The following is a 26,670-nucleotide window of genomic DNA, read 5'->3' on the forward strand; positions in this document are numbered from 1 at the left end:
AACAAGAGACTTACGGAACCCATTTAAGATTGGGACAGCCTATTGCACAGCCGCTTAAATAGTTGTTTCTTACTTCACATGCTGCGTTTCTGCAATCACTGCATTTGAAAGTGTAGTGATAGGAGTATCTCTTTTTACAGAATTTACAGCAAAAGGGCATGTTACTGTTGCGGGCATTAAATGTACGACCGCAGCCTATGCAGATTTTTGTGGTATTATGTGACATGGTAAACCCTCCTTTAGGTATTAATATTATCTTTTTAACGCAGGATTTATTCAATTAAAATGCTATAAAATGATAATTAAAATATGATGTATGGTGAATGTTATGCATGAAATGAGTTACGTTACGAAAATAGTGGCGATGGCGATGGACTCGGCAAAAGACAGCAAGATAAAGAGTATTCATGTTCTTGTCGGTAAGACGAGCGGAGTGTTGCCATATTACTTAAATAAGTATTTTACAAAAGTCGTGGAAGGCACACCGCTTGACGGAGCTGAGCTGATATGCGAAGAGGTTCCTGTTAAAGCGCTGTGCGAGGAGTGCGGAAAAGAGTATTTTCCCGATAAGAGCAACAGATATTTATGCCCTAATTGCGGCGGGAAAAAGGCAAAGATAATAGAGGGCAAGGACATAGTGATAGAGAGTATAACAGTTGAAGATTAAGAAAAGAGAGGTCTTATGGGCCTCTTTTTTGGGATGGAGAAAGAATGACCAAAGTCGATCTTATAACAGGATTTCTCGGATCGGGAAAGACCACTTTTTTAAAAAAATATGCAAAAAAGCTCATGGAAAAAGGTGAAAAAATATGCATCATCGAAAATGATTTCGGAGCCATAAATGTAGATATGGTTCTTTTGCAGGAGCTGCTCGGTGAAAACTGTAATATTGAGATGATAGTCGGCGGAGACGGAGAGGTGGCGCATCAGCGAAGGCTAAAGACAAAGCTTATAGCGATGGGAATGCTTGGATATGACAGGGTAATAATCGAGCCGTCAGGCGTTTTTGATCCGGATGAGTTATTTGACATATTGTATGAGTCGCCGATAGATATGTGGTATGAGATGGGAAGCGTCATATGTATATACGATGCGGAGCACGTGGCGGATCTGTCACAGGAGTCCCGTTATATGCTGATGTCTGAGATTGCGTCGGCAGGAGTGGTTGTCGTAAGTAAGTTGGACGAAGAAAATGAGAAAAAAAGAGATGAGATTCTTTCGCATATCGAATCAGTCATGGATGAATTTGAGTGCTCGAGAGTAATAAGACCTGAAGATATAATCGCGAAAAACTGGGATGAATTTTCAGATGCGGATTATAACAAGATGATCGGTTCGGGATATAAAAAAGCTGATTATCCCAAGCGAATGCACGTAGGAGATTCCGGATATCAAACGCTGTTTTATTTTGATTTTACAATAGATGAAGAACTGTTGCATGAAACGGTAACTAAGATATTTGAGGATGAGAAATGCGGGAATGTGCACAGGATAAAGGGATTTATCCAAGTAGGCGATACCGAAAAGATTGAACTTAATGTTACAAGGAAAAGGTATGATACAAAGCGCGTAAACACAGACAGGGCGGTACTTATAATAATCGGAGAAAATCTTGACCGCGCGGAATTGGTAAAATATGTAGGGGAGCCATCGGTATAGGTGCAAAGTGTACTGTTTTATAGTATAATTTACGAAAGGAAGTAAAAGAATATACTTAATTAAGGAGAATGCAGATGCCGGACAATCAGAATGACGGAAAAATTGGATACTCATCATCTTCTAATTTTGCGCCGAGTGATATTTTGTATATGCTAAAAGATCTGCCGGATGCATATTGTATTTTTAAAGTTATGACAGATCCTTTCGGAACAGTGAAGGATATGCTTTTTTTGTTCGCAAATGAGAAGTATTCTCAGCTTGTCGGAAAGCCTTCGGCTGAGCTTGTTGGCAATACATATTTAAAGACTGTTATGAACAGAGATGAGGACTGGATCAAATATAGTTATCAGGCTGCGATCTTAAGACAGTCTTCGACAATAAGGACTTATAACACACAACATGACAAGTGGCTTGAATACTGCGCTGTTCCTGTTTATCAGAAGGGCTTTTGTGCATTTATAATCCATGACATAACAATTGCAAAAAAGAGTGAGGATAATCGCGAGCTTGCTTCCAATACCAGTAAGCTTGTTATTGATTGCGCTACAGCCTTGTCATCCGCAGAGTTTGGCAAAGGAATACGTAAAGTACTGAAGCTACTCGGACAGGCGATAAAAGCTGACCGTGTAGGAATCGTTGAGGTAAAAGACAAAAAGGTTGTAGATGTAAGAGAGTGGCTTAATGATGCACATGCTTCTAATCTTCCGAGTCGAAAAGATTTTGAGCGGATGAACATAGTTGATATGTGGGACAGACAGCTTAAGGGAAAGAACACTATAGTTATAAATGACACTTCTATTATCCAGCAGTATGAAGAAGAGGTTTATAACGGACTTCTTGCGGGAAGTGTTTCGAGATATATAGTGACAACGCTTCATGATAACGATGAGATCATCGGATACCTTGTTGCCGATAATTATGAAAATTCGTTGCCGATAAATGTCGCAGAAGTAATGGAGTCGGTAGCAATCTTTATTTCCTACGATATGAGAAACAGAGCTCTGACAAAAGAGATGATGTATCTTGGAAGCCACGATGCGCTGACGGGGCTTGGAAACAGAAACTCTCTGAATCAGGCGCTGCTTGTTTTGTCAGGAATGTCTTCTGTAGTAGGCGTGTGCTACATAGATATAAACGGACTTAAAGCAATCAATGCAACTGAAGGACATGATGCCGGAGATGAAAAGATAAGAGAGACATCGTCAATCGTTGCTTCGGTATTTAAGAGGAAGTATTGTTACAGGATAGGCGGAGATGAGTTTATAGCCATCATCCCCGAGATAACCGAAGAGAAGTTTACAGAGCTTGTGAAAAAACTTCGCACTAAACTGGAAAAAGTATCTGCTGCGACAGGCTATATATGGCTTGAAGATTCAAGGGAAATCAATAAAGCTGTTAAAAAAGCAGATGAGCGTATGTATGAAGATAAGGCTGCTTATTACAAAGATAAAGAACACGAACGCAGAGGAAAGCACGAACTAAATAAAGATGAGTAAAAAATACCCCCATAAAAGTCAGGATATCTGATTTCTATGGGGTGTTTTATGTTCGTTTATATTTTACAAAGAAACTGCTTTATGCAAGAGAAGCTGTAATGATAGACATTGAGTAAACTTCGATTGCATTACAGCCACGAGAAAGGTCGTTGATCGGAGCGTTAAGACCAAGAAGAATAGGTCCGTATGCTTCGAAGTTGCCCATACGCTGAGCAATCTTGTATCCAAGGTTTCCTGCGTTGATGTCAGGGAATATGAATGTGTTTGCATATCCTGCAACAGGTGAACCGGGAGCCTTCTGCTTTGCAACATTGGGAGCTACCGCAGCGTCAAACTGAAGCTCTCCGTCGATCGGAACATCAGGATATTTTGCCTGAGCTTTCTTTGTTGCGTTCTGCATCTTTGTAACTGTCTCATCTTTTGCAGAGCCCTTTGTAGAGAATGAAAGGAAAGCAACTTTGGGATTAACACCAAATCTCTGAGCGCAGTTTACAGTCTCACCGCAGATCTCAACAAGCTCGTCTTCGTTGGGGTTGATGTTGATACCGCAATCTGCCATTGCTATCACTTCGTTCTCCCCTGTAGCTGAAGGACGAACAAGAATAAAGCATGATGAAACAATAGTGTTTTCAGGTTTTGTCTTAATGATCTGGAGTGCAGGTCTTACTGTATCTGCAGTTGAGTATGTTGCACCACCGAGAAGACAGTCACCAAGTCCCATCTTTACAAGCATTGTTCCAAAATAGTTTGTCTGCTTGAGAATCGGTATAGCTTTCTCGGGAGTCATTCCCTTGCTCTTACGAAGTTCGCAGAAAGTCTCTACCATTTCATCAAATCTATCATAGTTCTCGGGATCGATTATCTGAGCGCCTCTGATGTTATATCCGGCATCTTCGGCAGAACGATTGATCTCGTCAACATTTCCAAGCAATATAGGTTTCAAAAAGTTTCCGGCAAGAAGACGTGAAGCAGCCTCCAAGATTCTGGGATCTGATCCTTCGGGAAAAACGATGGTCTTCGGGTTTGCCTTAAGCTTCTGTATCATATCACCAAATCCGTACATTTATTATCCTCCTTTTATATATCAGGTATTTCTTTAATATGTAAGCGCATACATATTCTAGACCTATTGTCGGGAAAATAATTTGATTTCGCTCAAGTTTTACATTAGTATAAAAAGAAAAACAGGAGAAATTTTAAAAATATGAATCCAATGAGTTTAATGCAATTACAACAGCGCTTTCAGATATTCCAACAGGAACATCCCAAGATCATCGCTTTTTTCAAAGCAATCGGAAATGATTCAATGAAAGAAGGAACAATTATTGCCGTGAAAGTGACTACACCTGACGGAAAAGAGATTGAGTCAAACATTAAGATAACCGCCAATGATATAACAACTTTTCAGCAGATAATGGATATCGCCAAAAACAGGTAATCAAAATCTTTTTTTGTAACAGCTTTCATATTTCTCAAAACCAAGCTTTGCAAGATATTTCATGTGATGCTTATCGGGACCGCTATAGGTAAGGGTTTTTATTCCGTCGGCGGGAAGCTTTGAATACAAGAACTTACCTATAGAGAAGTCTCTGAATTGAGGAATAGAATAGTCTAAAAGAATGTCTACATTGTCATCGGCTTGTCTTTTTCCAAGAAATACTCCGGCAGGAGTTCCTTCGTGTAGAATCGCATATCCGACATCTGCCGATTCGAAGTTGGTATTGATGCCCGGAAAACACTTGAAAATATCTTCCTTGTAGTGATCAAGGAAATGCTTTATTACAGAATCATCCTTTGATATTTTTATACAAGTGTATTCAACAGATGTATTATTCAGCTTTACAAGATAATATATGTTTATCAAAACAAGGCATATATTCATTATCGCAGTGGGATAAGAGTGAATGATAAACGCATATAATGTGAAGATCGCACTACCTATCGAATTTACGATTCTTAATTTTGCCACAGAGGCCATAAGGAAAGAAACAAGAACCAATGTCGATCCTAAATATCCGATTGCTTCAATAAATGTATTATTCATAATAACGCTCCAATTATATAAAAAAAGTATTTGATATACGTATGATAACAAAAGATTATACGATATTCAAATTATGTCCTGCGTAGGTTGACCGCTTATTTTGGCAATGTTAGAATTAAGCGAAAATTTGAAGGAATAATATCTTAAGAGAAAAGAGCGGTCCTTATGTTGCAGTTAAAAAAAATATTAAACAGCAGTATTTCTGTACTTTTTCGAATTCTTATTATAGTAGCATTGTTTTTTATCCTGATATCAACGTTTATCCCTTACAATGAATATTTTAAAAGAAATCTTGTTTTGGAGAACGCCATTTTGATGCTATTTGGAATCATATTTTTTTCTTTATTATATTGGTGCTTTGAGCGTTTTGATTTTCAAAGATTCAAAATTAAAAGCGGCGTCATTCTTATAGTTCTTTTTGTTGTTCAGGTGATAATCGCTCTATGTTCGATGTATGGAACCGGATGGGATGCGGGAACGCTTACCGAAGATGCATATAATCTGGCGGTTGGAAATTCTTTTGAGCCGGGATATTACTCGCATTACACCAACAACATGCTTTCACTGGTTATATATGCCAAACTGTTTTCATTAGCTACGCATATCGGATTATTTTCTTATATATCCGCTTACGGATTTTGTGTGGTATTTAATTGCATTGTTTATTACTGTGTGGGACTGCTTCTTGCCGATAGTATATACAAGCTGACGGGCGATAAGAAAATGCGGTCGTTGGGATTCTTGGTATGTTATGTATTCGTATGTATCTCACCTTGGAATTTTGTATTATATACGGACTCATTGGGGATTATCTTCCCGGTGCTTGTGTTGTGGATATACCTATCTATTAATGAGAACTCTGTAAAAAAAACAATCATAAAGTGGATAGTGCTGCTTCTTGTCTCGATAATCGGTTTTCATATCAAAGCGGAATCGCTGATAATGCTGATTGCAATTGTTATAGCACATTCCGTTTATGTGCTTGTTGAAAATAAGGGAGTGGAAATTGTTAAAAAGCTTGTTCCGATAATACTTATATTGGTACTTCTGGTGCCGGCATTTAAACTGGGAAGTTATTCCGTGATCAAGACTTTTGAAAGTGAAACGGGAATGGAACATGATCGGGAAAAGAGCTTTTCAATGTTTCACTGGCTGATGATCGGTATGAATGTTGATTCTGACGGTACGTTTAACGGCGAGGATGATAACTTTTCACATTATATTTCCGATAGAGAAGAGCGTGTGTCACAAAATAAAAAGGTTATAAAGAAACGTTTGAAAGAAATGGGTCCCGGCGGATTTTGTGAATTGATGATCCATAAACTTATTTTAAATTACAATGACGGTTCTTTCGGAAACGGCCTTGACGGAGAAGGATTTATTACCGATAAGTTTTCGGAGGATACACCGGCGAATTCAGGAATCAGATTTTTTTACAGACCGGATCATAAAGGCTTTCCGGTTTATCTGAATCTTACGCAGCTTATGTGGCTTGGAATTCTTTTCTTTAGTCTGTTTATAAAAAATGAATGGAATTATCGTTTTATTATGCTGAGTATTATAGGCTTATCTGCCTTTGTTATGTTGTTTGAGGCGCAGCCGAGGTATCTGATTGTTTTTGCTCCGATATATGTCATTACCGGAATTCTTGGTATGAGTAATTTTTTTGATATTGCAAAGAAGATGGAGTATCTTACTAAATTAAAAAGTATCGTGAATAAAAGAAAATAAAAAAAGCTCGGACATTTTATGGTAAATGTCCGAGCTTTTTCGTATGGTGTGAAATTATGCTTTGGCTAATATCAGTTTTTCTAAGTATGCGATCCTTGCACATACTGTAAAGATGTCTGCAGCCTGCTCAAGTTCTTCAAGAGGCGGAAGTGAAGGAGCAAATCTTATTACGGAATCCATAGGATCCATGTGATAAGGGAAAGGTGCTCCTGCAGGAGTTAAGATGACACCTGCTTCTTTTGCAAGCTCAACGATACGTGAAGCAGTACCCTTTGGAGCTTCATAAGTGATAAAATAACCACCCTTTGGAGAAGTCCATGTTCCGCAACCTGTATCACCGAGATCTCGTTCCATAGTCTTGATGACCATCTCGAATTTAGGTCTTAAGATCTTGGCATGCTTTTTCATGTGCTCATCTACGGATTCAACATCCATGAAGTATCTTGCATGACGAAGCATGTTGATCTTATCGAATCCAATAGTCTGAACAGTGAGAGTTTTCTTAAGTTCCTGTCTGTTTGCGTTGTTGCAGGCAATGGCAGCGATTCCGCCACCTGCAAATGTGATTTTTGAAGTTGAAGCGAATTCAAAGGCAAGGCTTGGATTATCTGCTTCTTCACATTCATGAAGGATATTTAAGATCTTGCATTTTTCTTTATATAAGTGATGTACTGCGTAAGCGTTGTCCCAGAAGATTCTGAAATCTTTTGCTGCAGGCTTAAGGTTAGCCATGCGACGAACAACTTCATCCGAATAAACAATTCCCTGAGGGTTTGAATATTTCGGAACGCACCAGATTCCCTTGATCGAGTCATCCTTTGATACGAGATCTTCGATCATATCCATATCAGGACCGTCTTCGTTCATGGGGATGTTTATCATCTCAAATCCGAAATGCTGTGTTATGGCAAAGTGTCTGTCATATCCCGGTACAGGGCAGAGCCACTTAACTTTATCAAGCTTGCACCAAGGTGTGCAGCCGCCAAAACCAAACATATATCCGCGCGCAACGGTATCAAACATTATATTTAAGGAAGAGTTACCGCAAACGATAACCTGCTCGGGCTGACAGTCCATTATTTCGGCCATCAGATGCTGAGCCTCAACGATACCTTCCAAACAACCATAGTTTCTTGTTTCAACACCATTCATGCATCTCATTAAAGACTTACCGTCTAAGATATCAAAAATAGGCATAGAAAGATTGAGCTGCTCAACAGAAGGCTTTCCGCGGCTCATATCGAGCTTGAGGCCTTTGGCTTGCCACTTTTTGTACTCGTTTGAAAGAACTTCTTTCTCTTTAATTAATTCATCTTGTGACAGTTCACTGTATTTTTTCATAAATCAATCCCCTGCAAATTGTATACAAGTATTTTGGTATGTATCTAACATATTATTGCAGTATCGTCCTGACAAGTCAAGTATAAATAAGGCATATCGTAAAAGTGCGCAAATGGCGGTGCCCCGAACGGTTGTCTTTTGATATAATAAGGATACTCCTTCGTGACATAGTGCCGGTGACTGCAGGATCATGACGGACAAGTCTCGAAGGAGCCAAAGATAACAGAAAAGAAAAATCATTTCAATTAAAGACGCTTATTCCTAAAATAGCGAATAAGATTTTTTAGCTAGAAAGAAATAAAAAAACACATTGGAATTTGTAGCCGAAACTGAAAGATGTTTAGTGTAGAAGATATTCTTTCTTAAAATATATAATCGAAAACCGGATTGTCGATTCCTGCAAATCGCAATAGCTATTTTCGCTTTTTCGTGTGTTATTTATGTGAAAAAGTTGTGTTCATTATGTGAATATAATTAAAGGTGAAACTTAATTTAAGTTTTCGAAAAAACGAAAATAATAAAATATCACATTTATTTTTGGAAGGATAATTACAAATGGATCATTTTTATTTTGTACGACATGGGGAAACCATCTGGAACGTTGAAAACAAGATTTGTGGAGCAACTGACATCGCACTGACCGAAAGAGGGCATGAACAGGCAATCGAGGTTGGACGCATGATCAAGGGAAAGAATATCAAGGCGGATGAGATACTTACTTCCCCATTGTTGCGAGCATACGATACGGCAAAACATATCTCGGAAGTCACCGGTATTCCGGTAAGAGTTGAGCAGAGGCTTATAGAACAGAATTTTGGAATATACGAATCGACGGCCAGAGACGGACTTGAGTTTCATGAAGCTAAAAAGCACATGGCAAGCCGTTTCAAAACCGGTGAATCAATGATGCAACTGGCTCAGAGAATATATAACCTTCTTGATGATATTAAGAAAGACGATAAAGAGTATATACTTGTTGCACATAACGGAATCGTAAGGATTGTAGAATCTTATTTCAGGGAAATGGATAACGAAGAATTCTCAAGATTTGGGATAAATAATTGCGAGATCAGAAGATATGAATATTGATATTACGATTAATTAAGCAAAAACAATCCCCTGCAAATCAACACTGATAAGCAGGGGAATTGAAATTATTATTTCTTCTTACCGTTAACAGCATCCTTAAGAGCCTTACCAGCCTTGAACTTAGGAACAGTAGCTGCAGGAATCTTAATAGCTGCGCCAGTCTGAGGATTCTTACCTGTTCTGGCAGCTCTTTTAGCTGTCTCGAAAGTACCAAATCCAACAAGCTGAACTTTGCCCTTTTTCTTGAGTTCCTTAGAAACTGCCTCTGTGAAAGCCTTTACAGCCTTCTCAGAATCCTTCTTAGAAAGACCGGTCTCTTTTGCAATAGCATCAACGAGTTCTGTCTTATTCATGATAATACCTCCCTCAAAATGAGTATTTTAACTACTAATCAAGATTTTACAATGTTTTTATGCGCCTTACAAGAGCTTTGAATCGAAAAAACGCCAAAAATTATAGTATTTTTTAGTGCATAATTCTGAAAAGACGCATGATTAAATGGTTTAAAATGAGGGTGAGGCCTTAATGTCAGAGTAATTAACGAAATAAAATAATGATGTGTCTAAAAGTTGCATTATTTAGGTAAGATTACTCGACGCAGATGAACAAATACTTAAAATACGTGTGGTCTGCTTCTTTATTATATATATTTATAAGACTCACGGAAAAAAGATCGGAGCAGGCGGTCAGCTTGTTCCTTTTTATGAATGTAACCATTTTCTTATATGTCTTGTCTATTCCCGAAGTGTTGTGATCGTGATAACAACTTATCACTCTTCTGCTCGGAAGAGGGAACGAATCAACATTATCCGCAGGCAAAAAAGACAAAGTTATTATATTGTTATATACGTAATCCCCTTTTAAAAGATCTTTATAATCGATAGTTACTCCCGAAGGAAATGCGGCAAAAGAAGAGTCTGAACTGGCTTTTGCCAAATGGGCGGAGATATCCTTGGCAACATCGGCGGCGTGATAGGAAGAAGATTTATCTTTTACTTTTGTCGATGAAAAACTCATATCAGGAATAGTGTCAAGGAACGGAACACCGGGTTTGCAACCGTCATATTTTTCCAAGATCCAAAGTCCAAGGTGAAGAGAACTAATCTTTTTATTGATAAGAAATAACTCACGTTGCATATCCAGTATTTTTGAATTTACCAATTTTGAGATACTTTCTTTACTGGAATTGTGAATGGTAGTGCTTATTTCTTTTATCGAACAACCGGCTTTTCGCATTGTATTTATAAAAAAGAATGAACTGATCTGTGATGCCGAATAGTAGTGATAGCCATTGTTGGGATCAACTCGCGGAGTCAAAATATTTTGTTCGTAATAATATCTGAGGGTATCTCTTGTGGTACCACATAGTTTTGCAAACGAGCTTACGCTCAGTGAATACTCTATGTCTTCTTCTTTGAAGTCACTAAATCTTGTCACAGAAACCTCCTTAAAAATGATAAAAAAATATCAAAAAGACACTTGACCTGGGGGTAACACCCAAGTTTATTGTAACAGAGAATTAAGTTTTCACAATCCTATTTTCAGAAAATAGGAAAAATAATTAGGAAAAGGGAGAAAAAAACATGAAAGATGTAAAAGCAACAATTGTACGTATAATCGCAGAGTACCTTGATAAGGAGGAGTCAGAGATCAAGACAACTGATACTTTTACAGAAATCGGACTTGATTCACTCGACATCATGGAACTTGTAATGCAGATGCAGGAAGAACTTGATTGCAAGATCGAGCTTTCTCAGGAAATCACAACAATTGACAAGCTTGCGGAGCTTATTGAAAAGCAGTGATCCGCTTGGAGGACTAAGAAGATGGAAAAAAATCCTGTTTGCGAAATGCTTGGGATTGAATACCCAGTAATACAAGGTGGAATGGCTTGGATTGCCGATGCAAAGCTTGCCGCAGCAGTTTCGAATGCCGGTGGGCTTGGACTTATCGCTGCGATGAACTCAAACGGCGAACAGTTAAGGGCTCAGATAAAAGAGGCCAAAAAGCTTACAGATAAGCCCTTTGGAGTAAATCTGATGCTGATGAGCCCATTTATTGAAGAGGCTGTGGATGTTGTATGTGAAGAAGGTATTTCAGTTGTTACCACAGGAGCAGGAAATCCTTCGAAATACATGGAAAAGCTTAAAGGCGCAAATATAAAGGTCATCTGTGTTGTTGCCAGTGTTGCACTTGCCGTAATGGTTGAACGTATGGGCGCAAGCGCTGTTATCGCGGAAGGATGCGAATCAGGCGGACACGTCGGAGAGACAACGACCATGGCACTTGTACCTCAGGTTGTAGATGCAGTAAACATCCCTGTTATCGCTGCAGGCGGAATTGCCGACGGAAGAGGAATGGCTGCAGCATATATGCTTGGAGCAAAGGCTGTACAGATGGGAACAAGATTCCTTACAGCAAAAGAGTGTGGTGTGCATGAAAACTATAAGGAGAAAGTCCTTAGTGCAAAAGACAGAGACACGATAGTAACAGGAAAGTCTCTCGGTCATCCCGTAAGAGCTTTGAAGAACAGAATGACAAGAGATTTTCAGGCAAAAGAGCTTGATCCCAATACTACAAGTGAAGAGCTTGAAGCAATGGGCGCAGGCGCACTTAGAAAAGCAGCTATAGACGGAGACGTAAAGTACGGTTCATGTATGTGCGGACAGATTGCCGGACTCGTTAAGAGCGAAGGAACCTGTGAGGAGATCATCAAGGGCATATACAATGAAGCGATGGCACTTATGGGTGCCTGAAAAGTGGTAGAAAAGTGGAGAAGATATGAATAAAATCGCATTTTTATTTGCCGGTCAGGGGAGTCAGTACGCCGGAATGGGAAAAGACCTATATGAGAATGTAACTGAAGTGAAGGAGTTTTTTGACACTGCCGAAACTGTAAGGCCCGGAACGCTTGATCAGATGTTTTCGGGAACGGAAGAGGAGCTGAAAAGAACAGAGAACACACAGCCTTGTCTTTTTCTGGCTGATATTGCAAGTGCGATAGCATTGGTAAACAGTGGGGTTGAACCTGATGCAATCGCCGGCTTTTCACTTGGAGAAGTCGTTGCTATGGGAATGTCCGGAACGCTCGCCAAAGATGATGCGTTCAGACTGGTATGTAAAAGAGGAAAGCTTATGCAGGCAGCTGCAGATGCGCAGAAAGGCAGCATGATAGCTGTTATGCGAATGGATAAGAGTGAGCTTGAATCATTATGCGATGAATTCGGAGTATATCCTGTCAATTATAACTGCCCGGGACAGATTGTTGTTTCCGGGGAGGAAGACAGGATTGAGAAGTTAAAAGAAGCTCTTTCCGAAAAAGGAGTGAGATTCGTGGCACTCGCGGTGGGCGGTCCTTTCCATACACCGTATATGAAGGAAGCGTCTTTGGGACTACAGGAAGAGATAGGAAACGAAAATCTGTATTCCATAAACGATCCCAAGACTCCGGTATATGCGAATATGACTGCAAAGCCGTATCCCGATGATAAAGAAGGCATAATCGATACGATTTCGAATCAGATATCAAACAGTGTTAAGTGGGAAGAGACACTTAACAATATGGCGGCAGCAGGAATTGACACATTCATAGAATGTGGCCCCGGAAAAACTCTTTCCGGATTTGTAAAAAGAACTGTTCCCGGAGCAAACATTTATAACGTGAGCGATATTGATTCATTGAATAAAGTTGTGGAGGAGCTGAAAAAATAATGTTAAAGGGAAAAGTTGCTGTAATCACAGGCGGAACAAGAGGAATAGGCAACGCCATTGCGAAGAAATACGCAGAGAACGGTGCGAACCTTGCGATAATCGCAACAAAAGACAATGAAAAGGCGCAGGCCGCTATCGAAGAACTTAAGAAGAACGGTACAGATGTAAAGTTATATCTGTGTGATATAAAGAACGCCGATCAGGTAACTTCTGTATCAGAGGAAATCCTGGCAGACTTCGGCGGAGTGGACATAGTAGTAAATAATGCCGGAATAACAAGAGACAACTTGCTTCCGGGACTGAGTATTGCGGATATAGACGATGTTATTGACATTAACTTAAAAGGAACAATGTATGTAACACGCTCTTTTATCCGTAATTTTATAAAGAGAAAAGGTGGAAACATCATAAATATCAGTTCTGTTGTAGGACTGATGGGAAATAAAGGCCAGGCAAACTATGCTGCATCAAAAGCAGGAATAGTAGGTTTTACAAAGACTGTAGCTAAAGAATATGGCAGAAAGAATATAAGATGCAATGCCATCGCACCCGGATATATCGCTACCGAGATGACGGCGCAGCTCTCAGAAGCTCAGACGGAGGAGCTTAAGAAGCAGCTTCCGCTTGCAAGACTCGGAAAGCCGGAAGATATCGCTGAACTTGCACTTTTCCTTGCAAGTGACAGATCTTCTTATATCACAGGTGAAGTTATTAAAGTAGATGGAGGAATGTATGTGTAGAGTAGTTGTTACAGGAATGGGAGTAATCTCCCCTGTTGGAAATGATATTGATACTTTTTGGGAGAGCTTAAAGGCCGGAAAATGCGGCGTTGACAAGATAAAGAGATTTGATGCTTCAGGACTTAAGGTTAGTCTCGATGCAGAAGTAAAAGAGTTTGAGCCAAAGAAATATTATGACACCGTTCAGGAAATCCGTAAGTCGGATCTTTTCATGCAGTATGCAATGGCAGCTGCAAGACAGGCCGTTGAGCAGAGCGGAATTCTTGAGAGTGAACTTGATAAAGAGCGCTTCGGAGTATATATAGGATCAGGAATCGGCGGAATTAATACAACAATACGCGAAACAAGAAAGCTTGATGAAAAAGGCCCCGAGATGGTTTCTCCTTTCTTTGTTCCCATGATGATCAGCAATATGGCAGCAGGCGCCGTATCAATCAAGTTTGGCGCTAAAGGTCCTACACTTCCTATTGTTACTGCATGTGCTACTTCAACACATACAATCGGTGAAGCTTACAGAGTTATCAAGCACGGATATGCAGATGCGATCATCGCAGGAGGAAGTGAAGCTTCAATCAATGAACTTGCCATGGCAGGATTCATCAACTGTCAGGCGCTCAATCTTTCAGAAGATCCTTCAGAGGGAAGTATTCCTTTTGATAAGAGAAGAGGCGGCTTCGTGATGGGTGAGGGCGCAGGAATCCTTATCCTTGAAGAATACGAACATGCAAAGAAGCGCGGAGCAAAGATCTACGCTGAGGTTGTAGGATACGGAAATACATCTGACGCTTATCACATCACAGCTCCCGATCCGGAAGGAGACGGCGCAGTAAGAGCAATCCAGGCTGCTGTAAATGAAGCAAAAGTAAGCGACAGCGACGAGATTTATTTCAATGCACACGGAACAGGAACACACCTTAACGATGCGATGGAGACAAAGGCAATAAAGAAAGTCTTTGGTAAGAAAGCATATGACATCCACATCAGTTCAACAAAGTCTATGACAGGACACATGATGGGTGCAACAGGTGCGGTTGAAGCGATTGCTTCCGTTCTTGCACTTAATGACGGAATCATACCTCCGACAATCAATTACAAAGAAAAAGATGAAGAGTGCGATCTTAACTATACGGTAAACAAAGCTGAGGAAGTTGCTGTTGATTATGCGATCAGCACATCACTCGGATTTGGCGGACACAACGCATGTATAGCATTTAAGAAAGTTAATTGAGAAAGGGCAATTATGAGTTCATTAAAAGAGTACGGTGATCTTTTTTTAAGATTGAATTTAACAGAGCTTTCTGTCGAAGAAGGAGACTTTAAGATTCAAATGAAAAGAGAGAACTCCTGTAAGACCGAGAGCGTAAAGGTAGTAGAAGCTACGCCGGTACAAAAGGAGAGTGCTCCGGACGTTCAAAGCGCGCAGGGAGCGGAAGAAAGCATTTCCGGAACTGCAGTAAACGCACCGCTTCTTGGAATCTTCTATGCATCTGTCGGTGAAAAGAAAGCTCTCAAGGAAGGCGACAAAGTATCCGAAGGAGACGTACTTTGCACCATCGAGGCAATGAAAATGATGAATGAAGTAAAAGCTCCCGTGAGCGGGGTTGTCAAGAAAGTCTGTGTTACAGACGGCGCGCTTGTTGAGTATAAACAGACACTTTTTGTTATTGAGTAAGAGGAATTTATGAATAGAGAAGAATTGAAAAAGATACTTCCGCACAGAGAGCCGATGCTTCTTGTTGATGAGGCGTATCTCAATGAGGACGGAACGGCAACAGGTTATTACAACGTGCGCGGCGATGAGTATTTTTTACAGGGACATTTCCCCGGTAATCCCATCGTGCCCGGAGTAATACAGTGCGAGATAATGGCACAGTCAGCCTGCGTTCTTTTTGCGGATAAGATGGCGAATGGCGGAGTTATTCCTGTTTATACGGGACTTGATAAAGTTCGTTTCAGAAACATGGTTAAGCCCGGAGACAGGATCAGAGTCGACACTAAGGTCATAAGGTCTTTTCACCCCATGTATGTACTTCATGGGGAACTGACTGTAGATGGGAAAAAATGTATGAGCGGAGATTTTTCTTTTGCCATTACGGAAGTAGGAGAAAGAGAGGAAGCGTGACATGTTTTCTAAGATTCTTATAGCAAACCGTGGTGAAGTTGCCGTACGTGTTATCAGAGCATGCAAGGAAATGGGAATAGAGACCGTTGCGGTTTATTCCGATGCAGATAAGGACGCACTTCATGTAGAGATGGCTGATGAGAGCTACTGCATCGGCGGACCTTTAGTAAACGACAGCTATTTGAATATTAACGTCATAATTACGTTGGCTCAGGCTGTCGGAGCTGAAGCAATCCACCCCGGATACGGTATGCTTTCCGAGAATCCTGAGTTTGCAAGGAAGTGTGAAGAAAACGACATTGCGCTTATAGGCCCGGGCTCCGAAGTCATGGAGAAGATGGGACAAAAAGAGATTGCGAGACAGATTGCTGTCAGTACCGGAGTTCCCGTCACACCCGGAAGCGACATCTTAGAGAGCAACAAGGCTGCGATCAGATGGGCAAAAGAGATAGGATATCCGGTAATACTCAAGGCGAGAGCCGGCGGTGGCGGAAAGGGAATCCGTGTTGTAAGAGAGGAAAGCGAATTAATACCGGCTTTTGAGCAGGTAAAAAAGGAAGCAAAGAGCTCTTTTGCAGATGATGCCATCTTTATGGAGAAGTATCTCGAGAACGTAAAGCATGTTGAGGTTCAGATTCTTGCGGACCAGAGAGGAAAAGTAATTGTCCTTGGCGACAGAGACTGCTCCGTTCAGCGCAAAAACCAGAAACTTATAGAGGAGTGTCCTGCTCCTGTTTTATCTGATGAAACACGTGAAAAGATGTACAAAGCTGCTTCAGATCTTGCCAAAACGGTTGGCTATGTAACCGTTGGAACCGTGGAGTTTCTTGTTAAAGGGGATTCCTTCTATTTTATGGAAATGAATACCCGTCTTCAGGTTGAGCACTCCGTGACTGAGATGGTATGCGGCATAGACATAGTTGAGTGGCAGATAAGGACTGCGGCAGGAATAGATATTCCTTTTAATCAGGAAGATATCGCGCACAATAAGCATGCAATTGAATGTAGGATCTGTGCGGAAAATTCAGTAGACTTTAGGCCGTCTACCGGAAAGGTTGAGCTTTTGCATATACCCGGAGGAGTAGACGTGAGATTTGATTCGGCGCTCTATCAGAGCTATGAGGTGACTCCGTTCTATGATTCCATGCTTGGTAAACTCATAGTTTGTGCGGATACAAGGGACGGTGCGATCCGTAAGATGAAAAGTGCACTCTCAGAGTTTGTGCTTGTCGGTGTTGATAACAACAGAGAGATGCATATGAAGTTCATGGACAACAACAAATTTGTGATCGGCAATTACGACACGGGGATATGTCAGAAGGTTTTGTAAACTATGGAATTAAAAAGTCTTTTTTTAAAAGCAAATAATGAGCTTGAATATGGCGATGTTAAGCCGAAAAGCAGAAAAGTAACCTGTAAGAGATGCCAGAAAGAGACAGCCGTAGCCAAGATTAGAAAAAACAATTTCGTATGTCCGAACTGCGGACACTACTTTCCCGTAAGAGCAAGGCGCAGAATACTGATGCTCGCGGATAAAAGAAGTTTTGTGGAATTATTCGGAGATCTTGAGTCAAAGAATATTCTTGATTTCCCCGAGTATGACAGTAAGTTGCAGGCAGCCAGGGAAAAGAGCCGTGAAAATGAAGGCGTTATCTGCGGTGTTGCAACGATTGGCGGCTACAGAACATGCATTTTTGCAATGGATGCAAACTTCATGATGGGGTCAATGGGAGCGGTTGTCGGAGAGCGCATTACAAGTCTTTTTGAATATGCTACCGAAAAGAGCCTTCCCGTTATCGGAGTTACAGTCTCCGGCGGAGCAAGAATGCAGGAAGGAATGCTTTCTCTTATGCAGATGTCTAAGGTTTCCGCGGCGGTTAAAAGACATAACAATGCGGAAAATCTGTATATAAATCTTTTGACCAATCCTACGACGGGAGGCGTGGATGCGAGCTTTGCGATGCTTGCGGACATAACGCTTGCAGAGCCCGGAGCAAGGATAGGATTTGCGGGCCCCCGTGTTATTGAGAAGACTCTTAACAGAGCGCTTCCCAAGGGCTTCCAGAAAGCAGAAAGAGTTCTGGAATGCGGATTTATAGATGACATTGTAACAAGAGATAAGCAAAGGGATTACCTTGAAAAGATACTTAAGATTCACAACTGCTAAAGAAGAATACAAGAGGGCAGATATGAGAGATTATGATATCGTGCTCGGTGCACGAAGTGACAACCGGTACACGGCGGTTGATTATATGAACGCCGTTATCGGTGATTTTATTGAATTTCACGGTGACAGATACTTTGGTGATGACGGAGCCGTTATCGCAGGTATAGGAATGATAAAAGACATGCCTGTGACAGTTATCGGAATTGAAAAAGGTAAGAATACCGAAGACAGGATAGCTCATAACTTTGGAAGCGCTCATCCCGAAGGCTACAGAAAAGCCTTGAGACTCATGAAGCAGGCGGAAAAGTTTCACAGACCGATAGTGTGCTTTATAGATACAGCAGGTGCTTTCTGCGGCGTAGATGCGGAAGAACGCGGCCAGGGAAGAGCAATTGCCGAGAATCTGTATGAAATGTCTGACCTGCGGACACCAATCTTATCGGTAGTTATCGGAGAAGGTGGAAGCGGAGGCGCACTTGCTCTTTCACATGCGGACAGAATATGGATGCTGGAGGATGCGTATTTTAGCGTGGTATCACCTGAGAGTTGCGCGAATATCTTATGGAAAAGTACGGAAAAAGCAGATGTGGTCGCGGATGCGCTTTATCTTACGGCCGAGAAGCTGTACAAACTGGGACTTATAGATAAGATTTGTAGCAATGATTCTTTTGAGAACTTAGAAAACGATATATATTCGGAGCTTAAGAAATTGTTGGCTACGGATATTGATACACTTACCGATGAAAGATATGAAAAATTCAGAAGAGTCGGATATTAGAGGCAAAGATGATTAACATATATCAAAAATACTATAAGGAAAAATGCGATAAAGACGGAAATATAGTAAGTATTGAAACAAGTTTTGATGACAATTTCAATTTCGCTTATGATGTGATAGACAAATTTGCCGAAGAATGTCCGGATAAGCCGGCTATGGTGCACAGAAGCATGGATGGCAGGGATACGAGATTTACTTTCGGTGATCTTAAAAGACTTACCAATAAAGCTGCAAATGCTCTTAAATCGCTTGGAATAAAGCGAGGGGATCCTGTAATGCTCCTTCTAAAAAGAAGATATGAGTTCTGGATCAGCATTCTTGCGATTCATAAGCTTGGAGCCGTAGCTATACCTACGTCACATATGGTATCTTCCGAGGATATTAAAGAGAGAATTAATATCTCTGGAGCAAAGGCCGTGATCTGTGTTAATTCAGAGCAGATCTGTGATAAAGTGGAACGCGCCGTTTCAGGGCATGATGTCATTCAGATTGTAGTTGGAGACAGCTATAAGGATACAATCTCTTTTGCGGGAATCATGGAAGAAGCTTCTGAGGAACTTGACAGAATAAGTACCGATGTAAATGACAATATGCTTTACTATTTTACGTCAGGTACAAGCGGTGCGCCAAAGGCGGTAATACATGACTTTTCATATCCGATAGCACATATCTACACGGCTAAATGCTGGCACGGTGTGGAATATGACGGACTGCACCTTACGGTTGCCGATTCAGGGTGGGCTAAGTCTGCATGGGGCAAGCTGTATGGCCAGTGGTTTATAGGAACAGCCATAATGGTCTATGACTATGAGCAGTTCTATGCCGCAGATTTGCTGAAGCTTATCGCTGAGGAAAAGATATGCACGTTCTGTGCTCCGCCTACTATTTATAAGTATCTTATTCTGGAAGATATTTCCAGGTACGATCTTAGCAATTTAAAAAATGCGACAACTGCCGGCGAGCCGATGCCTGAAGAAGTAGCGGAAAAGTTTTTTGACATGACGGGAATCCGCATTCGCGAAGGGTTCGGCCAGACTGAAACCGCGCTACAGATATGCACACCTGTAGGCAAAGAGCAGATAAAGGGCTCCATCGGTGTATCGTCTCCTTTATATAAGGTGACTTTGGTCGATGAGGATAATAAACCTGTTGCTGCAGGTGAAGAGGGCGAGATAGTCATAATTCCCGAAGGGGACAAAAGACCTATAGGCATTTTTAAGGGATACCTCGGTGATGAGGCATTATATAAGGAAGTTTGGCACGGTGGCGTTTATCATACAAAGGATAAAGCTATCATGGATGAAAGCGGACATTTCTTTTTCCTGGGAAGAAATGACGATGTCATTAAATCAAGCGGCTACCGTATAGGACCTTCCGAAGTAGAGGACGTTATAATGTGCCACCCTGCGGTATTTGAGTGCGCTGTTACGGGATTTCCTTCAAAGAACAGAGGCGCCGTTGTAAAAGCGAGCATTATCCTCAAAGATGGCGTTGAAGATACAGGCAAGCTCGGAACTGAGATTCAGGAATTCGTAAAAAAGCGTGTTGCGATATACAAGTATCCCAGGATAATCAAATTCGTAGACGAATTACCGAGAACAAGCAGCGGAAAGATAAGCAGAGCCCGCATAAGACAGGCGGATTTAGCCAGACTCAACAAAAAATAAGCTGAAAAATCGTGCTATATTTATCAATATTTTATTTGAAATATATACGTTTTTGTAGACATAATATATATATGATATAGGTGACGAAAGTCATGGAGCAATCCGTATATCATATGATATAGGTGTCAAAAGTCAAATCGTGCCAATTCGTTGATGTTTCAAATAAAGGAGACCACGTTATGAAGAAGGTATTGATAGCAGATGATACAGCATTATTCAGAGAGATGATAAAGAATGCGCTTAGCTCCGAAGAATATCATATTGTAGGCGAAGCCGTTACCGGGGACGAAGCAGTCGATATGTATAAAGAAAAGAATCCCGATCTTATGGTTCTTGACATAAATATGCCGAAGATGAACGGGATAGATGCATTGGTCGCTGTGAGGGAATACGATCCAAAAGCACGTGTTATCATGTGTTCCGATCAGAAATATGAAGGAATGATAGTCCTGGCAATAAAAAAGGGAGCAAAAGACTTTATCGTTAAGCCGTTTAATACTTCGGATGTTTTGAGAGCGGTGAACAAAGCTTTTGAAGAGGGCGAAGGTTAATAAATTTACGATAAGCGAGGCTATATAATGCTTGTAGCCTCGCTTTTCTTTTTGAATACGAGGAAATTTTGAGGAGTGTAGGAGTTCTTTTACACTGGACAATAATAAAGTGCAATGTTAGAATACATGCATAAATCAACTGGAAGAGGGGCAATTATATGTTAAAGCAAATATCTATTTATGCAGAAAATAAAAAAGGATGCTTACAGAATGTGACAGGAATTCTTTGCCAAAACGGAATCAATATTCTTGGATCTGTAACTAATGATTCTGCAGAATATGGAATAATAAGAATGGTTGTTTCAGATCCTGAAAAAAGCATCGAAGTACTCAGCAGCGCAGGCTACATTTGCAAGACAACTCCTGTTCTTGCCGTTGAGTGTCAGGATGAAGTCGGATCTTTGGATAAGATCTTAAAGACCTTATTTGACAGCAATATAAACGTAAATTACACATATCTTTCTTTTAACCGTGATTCAGGTCTTCCTATTATGGTGATCCATACAGACGACATTGCACAGGTTGAAAACATCCTTATTAATAGAGGCTATAATTGCATCTGATATAAGATATAAATTATAATGGTATTGTAAGTAAATATGGTAATAAGATTTAGGTTGTTTTGTTGTTTGCCGATGGGCTCATAGGAGGGTACACATGCAAGGATACAAAAAACTTGAATACACCGGAAATACTGACGTAATTCTTCGTTATACAAAGGGGCATTTCATAACCCCAAATTCCCATGTTAATTACTATATTGATCTGTGTGATACCAAAGCAAGAATGAAAGAGGCTCGTGCGGCCGGTGAATCGCTTGCTGAGATGTACATGTCTTCCGATGTTATCGATACGATCCTGTGTCTTGACGGAATGGAAGTGGTTGGCTCATACATGGCCAATAAGCTTACCGAGGCAGGAATATTATCCATGAATTCCCATAAGTCCATGTACATTACGGCACCCGAATATAATGTCAACGGTCAGATGATGTTTCGTGAGAATAATCAGCACATGATAAATGAAAAGAAGGTGCTTATCCTTATCGATTCAGCAACGACCGGAAAGACGTTAAAGAGTGCGCTTGAGTCTATTAGATTTTATAAAGGGGAAATTGTTGGAATATCCGCGATCTTCTCTTTAGCTACTCAGATTGAAAACATTCCGATCCGTGCGTTGTTCACGGTGCGTGATCTTCCGGATTATTCAACTGCTTCGCAGGACTCATGCCCTCTGTGCAAAAGTGGAGTTCCTGTTGATGCAATCTGCAATGGATTTGGATATTCAACGCTGTAATAAAACTGGCTGTAGCACTATGTGTTGCAGCCTTTTATAACGCTCGGAATCAAAGTCATATGTTCGGAAAGTTCTAGGTTTAATTTCATCGTATGGCTATAAGGCGGATTTTCGCAGTATTTGCGTATGTTGCTATATTCAAGAGCAATAAAAAGACTAAGCTTTTCATTCTGTTTTCGCTCCAACTGTTTGAGCCCATTCTTGGGCGAGTTTTGGAGCGAAGAATGAAAAACTTAGTTTTTTTTTGCCTTGAATATCAACATATGCAACAACAAGAAAATCCGCCTTATAGCCATACGATGAAGCCTAAAGCTGTAAAACTTTCCGAACATATGACTTTGATTTCGGGCTGGCTATGATAACTCTATATAACACAAAAGGGGCTGAAACAGCCCCTTATATTATGCGTTATTCTCTTTTTCTTCTTCGAGTTTTTTAATAAGCTTATCTATTTCTTCTTGTGATAACATAGTAGAACTATTACTTACTTCTGCCATTCCAATCCCTCTTTTCTCAAATTTAAAACAAAAAAACCAATCGATATATTTATATCACACGATTAATCATAAAGAAATCGATTTAATAAAACTTTCAATTTTTCCACAAATGAACTAATTAGTAAATGGGATTTGTGATTTCTTTTTGGACAATTTGCTGATTGGAATGAAATAATATTTCTGAGAATGACTTGAAAAATAGCAAAGGATAAATATCATTAATAAAGCAGACCTATCAGATTCATCCCATAACTTCTGATAGGTCATTTTTTTATTCCTATTTATATCATAGTATTAGCTTATTCTTCAATATACACAACCGGTTTAACGAGGCCTCTCGGCTTTTCTTTCATGGTACAGAAGGCTTCTTTGATTTTGTGAAGCCGTGAAATTTGTAGTTGAGAAGTATGCCAGGGGGGGATACGACCGTTCTGAATCATTTTGACCATTTCTGCAATACGCCATATTATTGTCTATAGATGTTTAACGAGCTAGAGATTGGAGTACTGATGAATAAGAGAAGAATTTTGGCGCTGATGATTGTTTTGCTCATGGCTTCTGCAACCGGGTGTGGAAAGGATGAGGTAAATATCGAGTCCGGTGAGGAAAGCACAAGTTCAGAAGCCTCGGTGGAAGTTGTATCCGGTGCTTCTGTCGATTCGGCAGAAGAGGACAGTGCAAGCGTTTTGGATAGTTCAGAAGATTATTGGTCCAAGCTTTACAGTGAGGCAAAAGAATGCCCTAATGCCGCTAATTTTGAAGGAAAATGGTATGGCGGAGAGCACTCGTCTTATAGCGGGGAGATTACAATAACAGATCAGAGCGAAAAAGGATTTCACTTTTCGGGTTTCTTTTATTATTACCTTCACACAGGGGAGATAGAAGGAGACGCGCTTTTTGTAAAAGATAATGTTGCGGTCTACAAGTATACCGAAGCGGAAGATGAATATCTGAGCTTTGAAATGGACGGTGATACCGTGCATGTCAAGCAGGTAGGATTACTCGGTTTGGGGATGAACGTGTGGGCCGGCAGAGATTATACACGAGATAAGAAAGCATTTATAAATGATGACATACTGAATAAAGCTTATACAGAGTCGCAATTATCTGAGATCAAAAAGCTTATTGGAGACGACGAGTTGTATGAGGATTACTTTAAGTTTGGAACGGAAATCGGGGCGGTCGGTTATAAGGATACCGAGACTAAATCCGGTGAGAAATGCAGATTTGTAGATTGCCTTGTTCCGACCTATGGTACGGAGTATACTGCTGTGCTTATGGATAACGGAAAGATATATTTGAAGCTTAAGGTCTATGGCACTTTCGACAAGCTATATACAAACGATTCCGCATATACCGGAGAAGATGTACCTGAAACGGTTAGTGAGTGATGTCTCGTATCTTTGACCTTTTTCCATTTGCATCATATTATTAATTTATAGATGTTTTAAAGATGTAAAAACGTTTAATGAGGGCGTATATGAGAATCTTGATTGCTGAGGATGAGGTTGCAACGGCGAAAGCGCTTAAACTCCTGATGGAGAAAGCGATGTACTCCGTGGATATTGTGCATAACGGAGATGCTGCATGGGATTACATACAAGATGGTTCGTATGAAGTGATCGTGCTTGATATTATGATGCCGGGAAAAAGCGGGCTTGAAGTTCTGTCGCTCATAAGGCAGAACGGAATCAGGACGCCTGTCCTGCTCCTTACATCAAAGGCTGAGATTGAAGACAGAGTGGCAGGGCTTGAAGCGGGAGCCGATGATTACCTGCCTAAACCGTTTGCTACGAGTGAACTGATTGCAAGGGTTAAGGCGCTGGGGCGCCGCAGTGAGAACTACAACGATTCTGTTCAGAGTATAGGAAACATAATTCTTGACAGTAATAAGTACGAAATAAGTGTAGGCAAAAAGAGCATCAAGCTTACAAACAAGGAGTTTCAACTTATTGAACTTTTTATTCTTCATCCGGGACAGGTCTTTTCAACGGAGCATTTGATGGAAAAGATATGGGGCTATGATACGGAATCTGACATAGATGTGGTATGGACTACCATAGGATATGTTCGAAAGAAGTTAAGGCAGATCAAGGCCAATGTGGAAATAAAGACAATGCGTGGCATCGGATATGCACTGGAGGTGACCTCATGCTGAAAAGAATGCGTTACCGCGTGATAATTGCAGCAATGGCTGCTTTTTTTGCAGTAATACTTATGGTTGCCTTTCTTGTTAATCTGATTAATTACACTGTTGTTACAAAAAGGCTTGATGAAACAATTTTGGCCATTCATGAATTTGAGGCCGGAAAGCCTCCGGTACCGGATTCCGGAATGAATAACGGGCAACCGGTGCCTGACGGAAATCCACCAAGCCCTGATGGGAATCCACCGGGACCGCCGCCGGATGGCCCTTTTAGAGGTTCACCCGATGCGGAAGCCGGTTATATGACGCGTTTTTTTATTGCGCGACTTGACGGTAACGGCAATGTCATGTCTACATCGCTTGATTTTGTCGCTTCAGTCGATGCTTCGGGAGCAAAGCAGCTTGCAGAACAAGTCTATTTGGATAAAAAAGAACGTGGATATAAAAATGAATTCAGATTTGGAAAAGTAAAGTATAGAGATTCTACAGTAATCGTTTTTCTTAATTCCACGCGAGAGCTGCAATTAATGCATACTTTAAGGACACTGACGATTGCGGTTTCCGGTGTAAGTCTCTTACTTGTATTTATATTGGTAGTTCTTTTCTCAAACAGGGCGATACGCCCTATTGCAAATAATATCAGAAGGCAGAAGCAGTTTATTACGGATGCAAGCCATGAACTGAAAACTCCGCTTACGTCCATAAGTACAAGTCTGGATGTCCTTAGCATGGAACATGAAGGAGATGAGTGGATAGATAATATAAGGAAGCAGACGGGGAGAATGAGTAAGCTTGTGAGCGAACTTGTACAGCTCTCCAGGCTTGATGAAGATATTCCGCTTCCCGACAAGGAACATCTGTCCTTAAGTTCGGCCGCATGGGAGATAGCTGAGGTGTTTGAAGTTCAGGCCAAGGCAAGTGAAAAGAATTTTTCTGTGGATATTCAGGATGATGTGAATATTTACGGAGATAAGTCGGCGATTCATCAGATGTTGTCGGTGCTTTTAGATAACGCGATAAGGTATTCCGATGCAAACGGAGATATTAGGTTAAGTGTTTATAAAAAGAAAAACAGAGCGGTGATCGAGGTTTTTAACACCTGTGAACTTAGTACGATACCGGATACTGAAAAACTGTTTGACCGTTTTTACAGACCCGACTCGTCAAGAAGTACTGAGACGGGAGGTACAGGTGTCGGACTTGCGATTGCTAAGGCGGCGGCAGAAGTTCATGGCGGCACAATAAGTGCAGAGTGTCCGAGCGGCAAAACAATGACAATAAAAGTTATAATCTGATCTACTTGAAAAAGAGAAGTCGAAAAAGGACTTCTCTTTTTTTTATTGTGTAGCATCTTTAATAAAACCCCCTGCTATGCAGGGGGACAACAGCTGCTTCAGCTTACAGTAAAAAACCTCCCGTGCTAGAATTACTACGGTTCGCCAACCAAAGTAAAGCACAGGAGGTAGTCCAAAATGGACATGAATAGTTTATCACACACTAGATGGGAGTGTAAGTATCACATAGTATTTGCACCTAAGTTCAGGAGAAAGGTTGCGTATGGTCAGATCAAGCAGGACATTGCAAATATTCTCAGTACATTATGCAAGAGGAAAGGTGTAGAGATAATAGAGGCAG

The 26,670-nt window shown here is 40.7% G+C and carries 30 protein-coding genes; 24 read left to right on the top strand and 6 right to left on the bottom strand.

The window, feature by feature from the left end; genetic code table 11:
• Positions 1 to 10 precede the first annotated feature (10 nt).
• Entirely contained in the window at positions 11 to 226 is a 216-nt protein-coding gene (locus DL92_RS0105590) for a hypothetical protein (protein WP_026667152.1), read from the bottom strand.
• Positions 227 to 328: 102 nt separating this feature from the next.
• On the opposite strand from DL92_RS0105590, the gene DL92_RS0105595 reads away from it, so the two are divergent.
• From DL92_RS0105595 to DL92_RS18375, 3 genes are all read left to right on the top strand, one after another.
• On the top strand, positions 329 to 667 hold the full coding sequence (locus DL92_RS0105595) for a hydrogenase maturation nickel metallochaperone HypA/HybF (protein ID WP_242845836.1): 339 nt from the start codon (positions 329 to 331) through the stop codon (positions 665 to 667).
• 44 nt (positions 668 to 711) lie between these two features.
• Positions 712 to 1,659 (top strand): GTP-binding protein, encoded by a 948-nt coding sequence (locus tag DL92_RS0105600; RefSeq protein ID WP_026655959.1) that lies wholly within the window; start codon positions 712 to 714, stop codon positions 1,657 to 1,659.
• Between the two features lie 74 nt (positions 1,660 to 1,733).
• Entirely contained in the window at positions 1,734 to 3,155 is a 1,422-nt protein-coding gene (locus tag DL92_RS18375; protein ID WP_026655958.1) for a diguanylate cyclase domain-containing protein, read from the top strand.
• Between the two features lie 79 nt (positions 3,156 to 3,234).
• Here the strand turns inward: DL92_RS18375 and pta are convergent, their stop codons facing one another.
• The gene (pta, locus tag DL92_RS0105610) at positions 3,235 to 4,218 is read right to left on the bottom strand and encodes a phosphate acetyltransferase (RefSeq protein WP_026655957.1); all 984 of its coding nucleotides are present in this window, start codon (positions 4,216 to 4,218) and stop codon (positions 3,235 to 3,237) included.
• 141 nt (positions 4,219 to 4,359) lie between these two features.
• On the opposite strand from pta, the gene DL92_RS18380 reads away from it, so the two are divergent.
• On the top strand, positions 4,360 to 4,593 hold the full coding sequence (locus tag DL92_RS18380) for a hypothetical protein (protein ID WP_034462078.1): 234 nt from the start codon (positions 4,360 to 4,362) through the stop codon (positions 4,591 to 4,593).
• Here the strand turns inward: DL92_RS18380 and DL92_RS0105620 are convergent, their stop codons facing one another.
• The gene (locus DL92_RS0105620; RefSeq protein WP_256379962.1) at positions 4,594 to 5,250 is read right to left on the bottom strand and encodes a YgjV family protein; all 657 of its coding nucleotides are present in this window, start codon (positions 5,248 to 5,250) and stop codon (positions 4,594 to 4,596) included.
• 264 nt (positions 5,251 to 5,514) lie between these two features.
• Between DL92_RS0105620 and DL92_RS0105625 the strand changes: the two genes are divergently transcribed.
• Positions 5,515 to 6,930, top strand: coding sequence for a glycosyltransferase family protein (locus DL92_RS0105625; protein WP_197027237.1), 1,416 nt, complete (start codon positions 5,515 to 5,517; stop codon positions 6,928 to 6,930).
• A 54-nt stretch (positions 6,931 to 6,984) separates the two neighbouring features.
• Here the strand turns inward: DL92_RS0105625 and DL92_RS0105630 are convergent, their stop codons facing one another.
• On the bottom strand, positions 6,985 to 8,271 hold the full coding sequence (locus tag DL92_RS0105630; RefSeq protein ID WP_026655954.1) for an aspartate aminotransferase type Ic: 1,287 nt from the start codon (positions 8,269 to 8,271) through the stop codon (positions 6,985 to 6,987).
• A gap of 555 nt (positions 8,272 to 8,826) precedes the next feature.
• Here DL92_RS0105630 and DL92_RS0105635 point away from each other — a divergent pair.
• Complete coding sequence (locus tag DL92_RS0105635) at positions 8,827 to 9,360, top strand: histidine phosphatase family protein (RefSeq protein ID WP_026667156.1); 534 nt, start codon at positions 8,827 to 8,829, stop codon at positions 9,358 to 9,360.
• A gap of 68 nt (positions 9,361 to 9,428) precedes the next feature.
• Here the strand turns inward: DL92_RS0105635 and DL92_RS0105640 are convergent, their stop codons facing one another.
• A complete protein-coding gene (locus DL92_RS0105640) occupies positions 9,429 to 9,713 on the bottom strand; it encodes an HU family DNA-binding protein (protein WP_013282588.1) in 285 nt (94 codons plus the stop codon).
• A 235-nt stretch (positions 9,714 to 9,948) separates the two neighbouring features.
• Positions 9,949 to 10,797: a MerR family transcriptional regulator gene (locus tag DL92_RS0105645; RefSeq protein ID WP_026655952.1), complete on the bottom strand. Its 849-nt coding sequence runs from the start codon at positions 10,795 to 10,797 to the stop codon at positions 9,949 to 9,951.
• A gap of 146 nt (positions 10,798 to 10,943) precedes the next feature.
• Between DL92_RS0105645 and DL92_RS0105650 the strand changes: the two genes are divergently transcribed.
• The 18 genes from DL92_RS0105650 to DL92_RS18385 all read left to right on the top strand — a co-directional run.
• On the top strand, positions 10,944 to 11,165 hold the full coding sequence (locus DL92_RS0105650; RefSeq protein ID WP_026513845.1) for an acyl carrier protein: 222 nt from the start codon (positions 10,944 to 10,946) through the stop codon (positions 11,163 to 11,165).
• A gap of 21 nt (positions 11,166 to 11,186) precedes the next feature.
• Complete coding sequence (gene fabK / locus DL92_RS0105655; protein WP_026655951.1) at positions 11,187 to 12,116, top strand: enoyl-[acyl-carrier-protein] reductase FabK; 930 nt, start codon at positions 11,187 to 11,189, stop codon at positions 12,114 to 12,116.
• Positions 12,117 to 12,141: 25 nt separating this feature from the next.
• The gene (fabD, locus tag DL92_RS0105660; RefSeq protein ID WP_026655950.1) at positions 12,142 to 13,071 is read left to right on the top strand and encodes an ACP S-malonyltransferase; all 930 of its coding nucleotides are present in this window, start codon (positions 12,142 to 12,144) and stop codon (positions 13,069 to 13,071) included.
• Positions 13,071 to 13,811 (top strand): 3-oxoacyl-[acyl-carrier-protein] reductase, encoded by a 741-nt coding sequence (gene fabG, locus DL92_RS0105665; protein WP_026667157.1) that lies wholly within the window; start codon positions 13,071 to 13,073, stop codon positions 13,809 to 13,811. The genes fabD and fabG overlap by 1 nt, the downstream gene beginning before the upstream one ends.
• Positions 13,804 to 15,039, top strand: a complete 1,236-nt coding sequence (gene fabF, locus DL92_RS0105670) for a beta-ketoacyl-ACP synthase II (protein ID WP_026667158.1) — start codon at positions 13,804 to 13,806, stop codon at positions 15,037 to 15,039. Before fabG ends, fabF begins: the two co-directional genes overlap by 8 nt.
• Before the next feature lie 12 nt (positions 15,040 to 15,051).
• Positions 15,052 to 15,483, top strand: a complete 432-nt coding sequence (locus DL92_RS21650) for an acetyl-CoA carboxylase biotin carboxyl carrier protein (protein ID WP_026655947.1) — start codon at positions 15,052 to 15,054, stop codon at positions 15,481 to 15,483.
• 9 nt (positions 15,484 to 15,492) lie between these two features.
• Entirely contained in the window at positions 15,493 to 15,933 is a 441-nt protein-coding gene (gene fabZ, locus DL92_RS0105680; protein ID WP_026655946.1) for a 3-hydroxyacyl-ACP dehydratase FabZ, read from the top strand.
• 1 nt (position 15,934) lies between these two features.
• A complete protein-coding gene (locus tag DL92_RS0105685) occupies positions 15,935 to 17,263 on the top strand; it encodes an acetyl-CoA carboxylase biotin carboxylase subunit (protein WP_026655945.1) in 1,329 nt (442 codons plus the stop codon).
• A 3-nt stretch (positions 17,264 to 17,266) separates the two neighbouring features.
• Positions 17,267 to 18,100 carry an acetyl-CoA carboxylase carboxyltransferase subunit beta gene (locus DL92_RS0105690; protein ID WP_026667159.1) on the top strand — a complete coding sequence of 278 codons (834 nt, stop codon included), beginning with the start codon at positions 17,267 to 17,269 and terminating at the stop codon, positions 18,098 to 18,100.
• A 22-nt stretch (positions 18,101 to 18,122) separates the two neighbouring features.
• Positions 18,123 to 18,878, top strand: coding sequence for a carboxyltransferase subunit alpha (accA, locus tag DL92_RS0105695; RefSeq protein ID WP_026655943.1), 756 nt, complete (start codon positions 18,123 to 18,125; stop codon positions 18,876 to 18,878).
• An 8-nt stretch (positions 18,879 to 18,886) separates the two neighbouring features.
• Positions 18,887 to 20,545 carry an AMP-binding protein gene (locus tag DL92_RS0105700; protein WP_026667160.1) on the top strand — a complete coding sequence of 553 codons (1,659 nt, stop codon included), beginning with the start codon at positions 18,887 to 18,889 and terminating at the stop codon, positions 20,543 to 20,545.
• A 179-nt stretch (positions 20,546 to 20,724) separates the two neighbouring features.
• Positions 20,725 to 21,096: a response regulator gene (locus DL92_RS0105705; protein ID WP_026655941.1), complete on the top strand. Its 372-nt coding sequence runs from the start codon at positions 20,725 to 20,727 to the stop codon at positions 21,094 to 21,096.
• Between the two features lie 158 nt (positions 21,097 to 21,254).
• Entirely contained in the window at positions 21,255 to 21,659 is a 405-nt protein-coding gene (locus DL92_RS0105710) for an amino acid-binding protein (protein ID WP_026667161.1), read from the top strand.
• A gap of 94 nt (positions 21,660 to 21,753) precedes the next feature.
• Positions 21,754 to 22,392, top strand: coding sequence for a type I phosphoribosyltransferase (locus tag DL92_RS0105715; protein ID WP_026667162.1), 639 nt, complete (start codon positions 21,754 to 21,756; stop codon positions 22,390 to 22,392).
• Between the two features lie 1,006 nt (positions 22,393 to 23,398).
• Complete coding sequence (locus DL92_RS0105730; protein WP_026667164.1) at positions 23,399 to 24,280, top strand: hypothetical protein; 882 nt, start codon at positions 23,399 to 23,401, stop codon at positions 24,278 to 24,280.
• Positions 24,281 to 24,369: 89 nt separating this feature from the next.
• A complete protein-coding gene (locus DL92_RS0105735; RefSeq protein ID WP_026667165.1) occupies positions 24,370 to 25,047 on the top strand; it encodes a response regulator transcription factor in 678 nt (225 codons plus the stop codon).
• Entirely contained in the window at positions 25,041 to 26,330 is a 1,290-nt protein-coding gene (locus DL92_RS0105740; protein ID WP_026667166.1) for a sensor histidine kinase, read from the top strand. The genes DL92_RS0105735 and DL92_RS0105740 overlap by 7 nt, the downstream gene beginning before the upstream one ends.
• Positions 26,331 to 26,507: 177 nt before the next feature.
• Positions 26,508 to 26,670, top strand: a 163-nt coding sequence (locus DL92_RS18385) for an IS200/IS605 family transposase (RefSeq protein ID WP_034468507.1), incomplete at its 3' end; no start/stop codon positions are given.

This window comes from Butyrivibrio sp. AE2005 (assembly GCF_000686965.1).
In the GTDB taxonomy this organism is placed as follows: domain Bacteria; phylum Bacillota; class Clostridia; order Lachnospirales; family Lachnospiraceae; genus Butyrivibrio; species Butyrivibrio hungatei_A.